This is a genomic window from Pelatocladus sp. (assembly GCF_059505505.1).
In genome coordinates, this window is sequence record NZ_JCACKS010000207.1 from 47177 (window position 1) to 53176 (window position 6000).

At 39.9% G+C, this 6000-nt stretch carries 5 protein-coding genes; 4 read left to right on the plus strand and 1 reads right to left on the minus strand.

The annotated features are described in order from the left end of the window. Nucleotides 1-41 precede the first annotated feature (41 nt). The gene (locus AC5JMK_RS17175; protein WP_495910645.1) at nt 42-1676 is read right to left on the minus strand and encodes an IMS domain-containing protein; all 1635 of its coding nucleotides are present in this window, start codon (nt 1674-1676) and stop codon (nt 42-44) included. Nucleotides 1677-1910: 234 nt separating this feature from the next. On the opposite strand from AC5JMK_RS17175, the gene AC5JMK_RS17180 reads away from it, so the two are divergent. The 4 genes from AC5JMK_RS17180 to AC5JMK_RS17195 all read left to right on the plus strand — a co-directional run. Next, nucleotides 1911-2687, plus strand: a complete 777-nt coding sequence (locus AC5JMK_RS17180; RefSeq protein ID WP_495910646.1) for an FHA domain-containing protein — start codon at nt 1911-1913, stop codon at nt 2685-2687. A gap of 24 nt (nt 2688-2711) precedes the next feature. Next, nucleotides 2712-3146, plus strand: a complete 435-nt coding sequence (locus tag AC5JMK_RS17185) for a tetratricopeptide repeat protein (protein WP_495910647.1) — start codon at nt 2712-2714, stop codon at nt 3144-3146. 101 nt (nt 3147-3247) lie between these two features. Continuing rightward, nucleotides 3248-4870 (plus strand): hypothetical protein, encoded by a 1623-nt coding sequence (locus tag AC5JMK_RS17190; RefSeq protein WP_495910648.1) that lies wholly within the window; start codon nt 3248-3250, stop codon nt 4868-4870. Between the two features lie 203 nt (nt 4871-5073). Next, nucleotides 5074-6000 (plus strand): ATP-binding protein (locus tag AC5JMK_RS17195; RefSeq protein ID WP_495910649.1); only part of this gene is annotated, 927 nt, incomplete at its 3' end.

A 6000-nucleotide genomic window follows, 5' to 3' on the forward strand; every position in this document is an offset into this window, starting at 1 on the left:
TGAATTAACCCTATCCTATTTCCTGTTTTTTAACCACATAATCATTTGAGAATCTCAGAAGAGGCTATTCTCCATTGTCCATCTACAAACTGCAAATTGTAGATAACTGCTATGGTGTCAAAACCACTTTGTTCGGGATCAATTCTTCCATTTTTAATAAGTTTGCGCTGTTCAGTAACTTTTACTTTAATTGCTGCTTTATTCCCATCTGCAACAAATTGATCAACTTCTTCAATCCTTTGTAAACCGTATTCATATCTTGCATTATTTCTTTCTAACCAATCAATTGTGCCATCGGAACCAGCAGTACTGGTATATAGTTTTCCTGTGGTGATGACAGCAGCAACTTGACGATTATAAGGAGGAGCAAACATGACTCGTTTAGCTTCTAGCCAATAGTTAACTAGTTTGACAGCTTCTTGTTGTGAGATAGATGTTGATGATAAAACTCGTGCATTTTCTTGAGGAGTTGGGACAGTGGAAACTGAACTTTGCGTATTTTCTTGAGGAGTTGGGATGGGGGAAACTGGGAGTGTCGGTAAGACTTGTGATTGTGGGGATGAATCAGTCGCTGTTGGTAAGGGACTTGTTGGTGGAGTTGATGCTTGCTGAGTTGATTGCGTGGGTTGTTTGAGGGTTAAAAACAAATAACTAATACCAACTATACATAGTCCAACGACAGATCCTAAAATGACTGCTAGTTGCCAATTTTTTCCGCTAGCAGATACTGTATTTATTGTTCCTGGCTGAGAAGACTGAGCAAAAGCGTATACCGGGGGTTGAACTGAATTCGGTATTGATTGATTCCAAGGATCGGGAACCGGAATCAGTGCAACAGCAGGAATTGGAGGTGGGGGTGGAGGTGGAACAGCAGGTGCAAAGGAAAAGTTTAATGCTTGCAAAACAGCTTCAGCTGTATCAAGACGATTTAATGCTTGTACCGCTAGCATTCGATTCAATACAGAAGCAAATTGATCGCTGACCAATTTCCAATTCTCCCATTCCCAACTTTGAGTTTGAGAGTTGAACAAAATTTCAATTTCTTGACCTGTCAGCAGCATGACTATAGTGAGAGATAAAGCATATATATCTTCGCTTTCACCAAGCGGGATCATATTTGTTGCAAGTCTTCTGACTCGATCCAAAATTTTTATTTTCGAGTTTTCTCCTCCCATCTGAGTCAGGATATCTGCAATTACCCCAAAGTTTGTCAATACCGGCAAATTATCATGACTTTGTAACAAGATGTTACTGGGTGAAATATCTCCGTGGGTGATTTGTTGACTGTGCAAATAGCTGAGGACGGGCAAAATTTGATTTAGTAATTCAATAGCTTCGGCTTCGTTAAGAACAGAGCGCGATCGCACCAAGTCTTGATAACTCTGTCCGTCTATATAGTTTTGAACAATAAACAGCCGTTCACTTTCCCAAAAGAAATCTTGAAGTTGTTGAATCTGAGGATTTTTTATACCTTGCAGTTTACTTAACTGTTGCTGAAACTGTTCTCCAACAATTGCAGCTTTGCCAATTTCTGTAGATATGAACTCTCGTAAGACGCAGTTTTCGCTGCATTGAACTTGGTCTTGTGTCAGGTAAGTAACTTCAAATGTTTTTTGCGTAAGTATATGCTTGATTTGATACCGCTTATGTACCAAATCACCCTGTTCACGAACCATAAGGCTGACTGTCTAAATAAAGACCTTGATTAATTATATGACTATTTGATTAGTATCTGAGTATTTTTAAAAAAATGTTAAATTATAATTTTTGTTCAGTATAAAATGATATTAATCTTACTATATTCAGTAGCAATACAATGATTTTTCTTCGTCGCTTAGTAGTCCACTCAGACGGAGTGATAGTTGTTTGTGTCAGAATTTGTAAACATTTAAAAGTAGCTTTTAAGACTAATGAAATTAAGTTTACTCCTCGAACAAACAGGTCAAAGTTGGACTATCACACCTAATAGAGAGTACGTAGTAGGGAGTGGGAAAGAGTGTGATATTTTTTTGCCAAATAATAATGTTATATCGACACATCATCTGAAGTTGAGTTTCAATCAACAGAGTAATACTTGGCACGTTATTGACTTGGGTAGTAGTCACGGTACATTCGTTAATAGTCAGCAGATTAATGATTACCCAATTCAAACACAAACACGAATTGCTATGGCTGGTAGTATTGTCCTAGTTGCAACCCCAGAAGTTTTACCAGGAACAACACAACCTGCTTATACACCCCCACCACGTACTTATAATTCAACTCCACAGCCTGCTTATCCACCTGCATTTCAACAACCAATTGGAGGAAATCCCTCTTATCCATTGCAAATGCTGACTTGGAAAGAGTATGTAGAGCAGCAAGTAAAGCTAAGTTCTAACTTCTTTTTACGCACAGCGACCCGCTTTTCTTTGGTAACTGGCTTTTTTAATTTTATAGGTCGTCTTGGTGAATTGATGCCAGTAATTGGCATTGTGTTACTTGTAATTTTTTGGAGGCAAAGCAAAGCTCAAGAATACAATATTCCTCCTTTAGATTTAGTTGATGCTAAAAAGCTTGATGATATGCTATCAAAGCAAGTAGAAATAGTTCTCAAACCAATGTTGCAATCTAAAGGTTATACAGAAGAACAAATAAAACAAATTCTCACAAGAACTTCCGCAGGTGGCAAAGTTTTTCGACGTTAAGAAAACTAAGTTTATTACTTAAAAATGCTTTCTCCACTTTTAGCACTTCAGCATCTCCAAATCAATACATCAGAAATTTCGGAACTCTGGCAAGCTGCAAAGCTTTCTCTCAAGTTAGGCAGGTTGAATCAATCCCTCACTATTGCTTATAATGCTGTGCAAAAAAATCCTGCCCAACAGCAACTTTATCACCAACACTATATTGAATCTATGAGATTGGGGGCAGAATTTGCTGAGGAGATTGGAGATAATCAGCGATCTGCATATTATTGGGAACAAGTTACGCAACAAGTACCTCAAGATGCTATAGCTTGGCATGGTTTGGGAATTGCCAAAGCAAATTTGCAAGATTACCAAAGTGCAGAGTTCGCCTTGAGTCGAGCATTGCAGCTAGAACCAGGAAATCAAAAAATCAGAATGCATTTAACAGAAGTCCGCCAACTTCTTGGAGTCAGTTAAAAAGTAAAAAGTAAAAAGATAATCCCCATAATTAAATTTATTTTACCTTTTAACTTTTAACTTTTAACTTTTAACTTTTGCCTTGTTTGGTCAGTAATTTTATGGTTACAGCACTCACAAAATGGGAAACCAGTACAGCTCCAGCAGTTGCAATCGAATCCACTGAGACAAGAGCGATCGCAGTTTTCTGGGGAGCCATGATCCCAGCGATTCCTGATTTAATTTCCAAAGAGCAGTTTCGCACCGGGATGACTTATGAAACCGCTCTCAACCAAATCCTGCAAGCACAACAACGCTGGATACAACAACTACACGGTGAAAGCAGATTTACTCTTAGTATACGTATTATTACGACTGGTGACTCAGAACAAGATTTAATCTTTGGTTTAGTCGGTAGAACCGAGGGACAAGCGGAAATAGAGACAATTAGCGCTGCCCGCAACTTCTTTAACAAAATCCGTGATACTTTTCCTAATGGCTATCCCCTAGAATCCTGTCGCACTGAAGAAGAATTGGCAATATTAAGATTACCTTTTTTACCCTCTGATGCAGGTACTTTAGCAGAATTTCGTCGCACTATTAGGCAACTGCAAACTATTACCAGTAAGGATATTCCAGATAAAGTAGGTATTCAGATTAATCCCTGGATTCCCCATCCTGACAACTTTCAAGATCTGTTTCGCGCCCTTTTGTGTCATCCCACCCCAGCAGCAGTAGCCATTAATTTGCAACCGACTCAGTTAACACAACAAGAAGCAACCTATTTAGCAGAACAAGCCCGTTTATACGCCAATATTGCTCAAATTAGCCGGGGAGAAAGTTTTCAAGTACGGTCAATGTCCAGCAACGTGCAGTATCAAGAAAAACTAGTAGAAGCAGAACACGCATCCCAAGCTTGGACAAAGTTGCAAAATAGTTGGCGATCGCCGTTTGAAATGACTATCAGCATGATCACTGAAAGTGCCTTACCACAGTCGATTATTGCTGCATTACAATCTGCGATCAACGGTAAACCAGCCACAGAAAATCAGACTGCTGGAGGTGGAGAAGTAAAAATCAGCCAAACAGAAGCTCAGAAAATAGCTGTACGCCAGAACTGGGTAGACCTCACCCTTTATCGTTGGGGAAACACCTACAATTTAAACCGTCTTCCTTGGTTATTTAGTCCAGAAGAAGTCCACAGTGTCTTTCGCCTACCCATTGCTGATCGGACTGGTGTTTGGGGATTACCCTCTGCTGCTGGTGCTAATGATGCCCGTCGTCCAGAAAAAAGCAGTGAAATTACAGGGGAAATCTCCATCGGGACACTGCATCTGAGTAAAAAACAACTTACCCAGCACTTATTAATTAGCGGTGTTCCCGGTAGTGGAAAAACTAACACTTCCCTCTACTTATTAGAAACATTATGGCGATCGCATCGTATTCCTTGGATGGTGCTGGAACCAGCCAAAACAGAATATCGCGGACTCAAAGCAGTTGATTCCCTCAAAGCAGATTTACTGATTTTTTCCTTGGGAGATGAACGAGTTGCACCATTGCGTTTCAATCCCTTCGAGCTACCCCCGACAATTAATCTCAATAGCCATTTGGGTGCATTGGTAGATTTATTCTCAGTTTCTATGAGTATGTGGGGGCCGCTTCCCAACGTCGTCGAACAATTAATCATAGAACCCATATTCCGCACTTCAAAATGTATTATCTTAATTTTCAAGAATTATTCCTAATAATGGTCAAACCGTTAAGTATTAATATTTAAATTCATTGAGAATTGGTGTTGTTCATTTAACCATTGTTAGTGAGATTTTGGAAATCTACGGATATTACACGATGAAGTGCGGAAAGTCGGATAGAAGCATACAAACGCAAAGGCTTTACGAATCTGGGAGACAACAGTAAATTAAAACCTCCCTGTTTTTCTGATTTAGCTGTGTTGATTTCAGAAATTGTACCGAAACTCGGTTATTCCCAAGAAAGTACCGATGAAATCTTGGCTGCTGTCTCAGTGCGGATTAATAAGTTCCGTCGTGGACCTCTTGGTAAAATGCTGGATACGACAGAATCAGTACCCTTTGACATGTTAATGCAGCATCCTGTGATTTTGGAGATGAGTCAGATTACGAATACTGATGATCGTGCTTTTGTCATGGGGTTGATTCTCAATCGTTGCTATCAGTATTGGACAGCTCGTCGTCACCAAGCAACAGGGGAATTGAAACACCTGCTACTGATTGAAGAAGCACATAACTTATTGGGGAATGTACCAGAATCTGGCAATAAAGAACAAGCGAACCCCAAAGGAAAAGCAGTGAAAAACTTTGCTAATATGCTGGCAGAGGTGCGGGGATTTGGCCAAGGAATAGCCGTAGCTGAACAAAATCCTGATGGTTTAATCCCTGATATTATGGTTAATACCAATATTAAACTTGCCCATCGCGTTGTAGAAGCAAAAAATCGCGAAGCCTTATCGCGTTCTATGCTGCTCACCCCTCAACAAGAAAAATCCTTAGCTTCCTTGGGTGTGGGACAAATGCTGTATTACATCGGTGGTATTCCAGAACCAAGTTTGACCAATGCGCCCAATTTCAAAGATGATGCTGTAAATAGGTTCAATCCTCGCTTGAGCGATGAAGAAATTCATACTTATTTTCAGCCATTTTTATCAAAATACAACTTTATCTATGCGCCACCAAGCGGCTGTCCCACCGAACCCAATTTAGCCGCCTGTATTGAGCAAGGAGCAGACTTAGTACAAACCTTACTAGAAAACCCCCGATACCAGGGCTGGAAAACAGAACTGATTCGGGAGCATCCCAATTTTGCAAAAAGAGGGAGAGAAGGGAAAAAAATTCGCGAT

Coding starts and splice junctions, on each gene's coding strand:
- AC5JMK_RS17175 (WP_495910645.1), bottom strand. CDS start 1,676: ATGGTTCGTGAACAGGGTGATTTGGTACATAAGCGGTATCAAATCAAG.
- AC5JMK_RS17190 (WP_495910648.1), top strand. CDS start 3,248: ATGGTTACAGCACTCACAAAATGGGAAACCAGTACAGCTCCAGCAGTT.
- AC5JMK_RS17180 (WP_495910646.1), top strand. CDS start 1,911: ATGAAATTAAGTTTACTCCTCGAACAAACAGGTCAAAGTTGGACTATC.
- AC5JMK_RS17185 (WP_495910647.1), top strand. CDS start 2,712: ATGCTTTCTCCACTTTTAGCACTTCAGCATCTCCAAATCAATACATCA.